Origin of the sequence: Micromonospora sp. LOL_025, assembly GCF_048060285.1 — a bacterium.
Classification (GTDB): domain Bacteria; phylum Actinomycetota; class Actinomycetes; order Mycobacteriales; family Micromonosporaceae; genus Micromonospora.
Window position 1 is genome coordinate 1 of the sequence record NZ_JBHMIR010000127.1, and the last position, 458, is coordinate 458.

Genomic DNA, 458 nt, shown 5'->3' on the forward strand with positions numbered 1-458 from the left:
ACATGACCGAGCTGGCGAAGGACCGGCGCGCAATGGCGTCCCTCGCCCTTGCCGGGCTGGTCGCGCTGGTGCTCCGGCCCCGTGTCGCTGTCCGTGTGCTGCGAACGCGGGTCCGGCCGTGGGCCCGTCGGGTGGCCCACCGCCGGGCAGCGGTGGTGACACCGCAGCGGGCCGGACCGGTTGCGGCTGCACACGTGGCGGTCATGACCGCGCTGGCGGTGCGGCCGGAGTGGCGTAAGGCCGGCATCGGGGTGCTGCTGGTCGATCGCTTCGTCGAGCAGGTCCGCAACGGCGACGTTCGCTGGGTCGAGGCGCAGACGTCGACCGGGCCCGTCGGGGCGACCGGGTTCTACGAGCGGCTGGGTTGGGAAGCTGGAACTCAACAGCCGGTGCCCGACGGTGACCAGGTACGGACGTACCGCCGCAGCCTCGGCGCCGAATGAACTGCTGCCGGAGAG

The 458-nt window shown here is 72.7% G+C and carries 1 protein-coding gene; it reads left to right on the forward strand.

Annotated features, from left to right (window positions below; translation table 11 throughout):
- Window positions 1-443: GNAT family N-acetyltransferase (locus ACFHW0_RS31785; RefSeq protein WP_416613319.1), on the forward strand; the 443-nt coding region annotated here is incomplete at its 5' end.
- Between the last annotated feature and the right edge of the window lie 15 nt (window positions 444-458).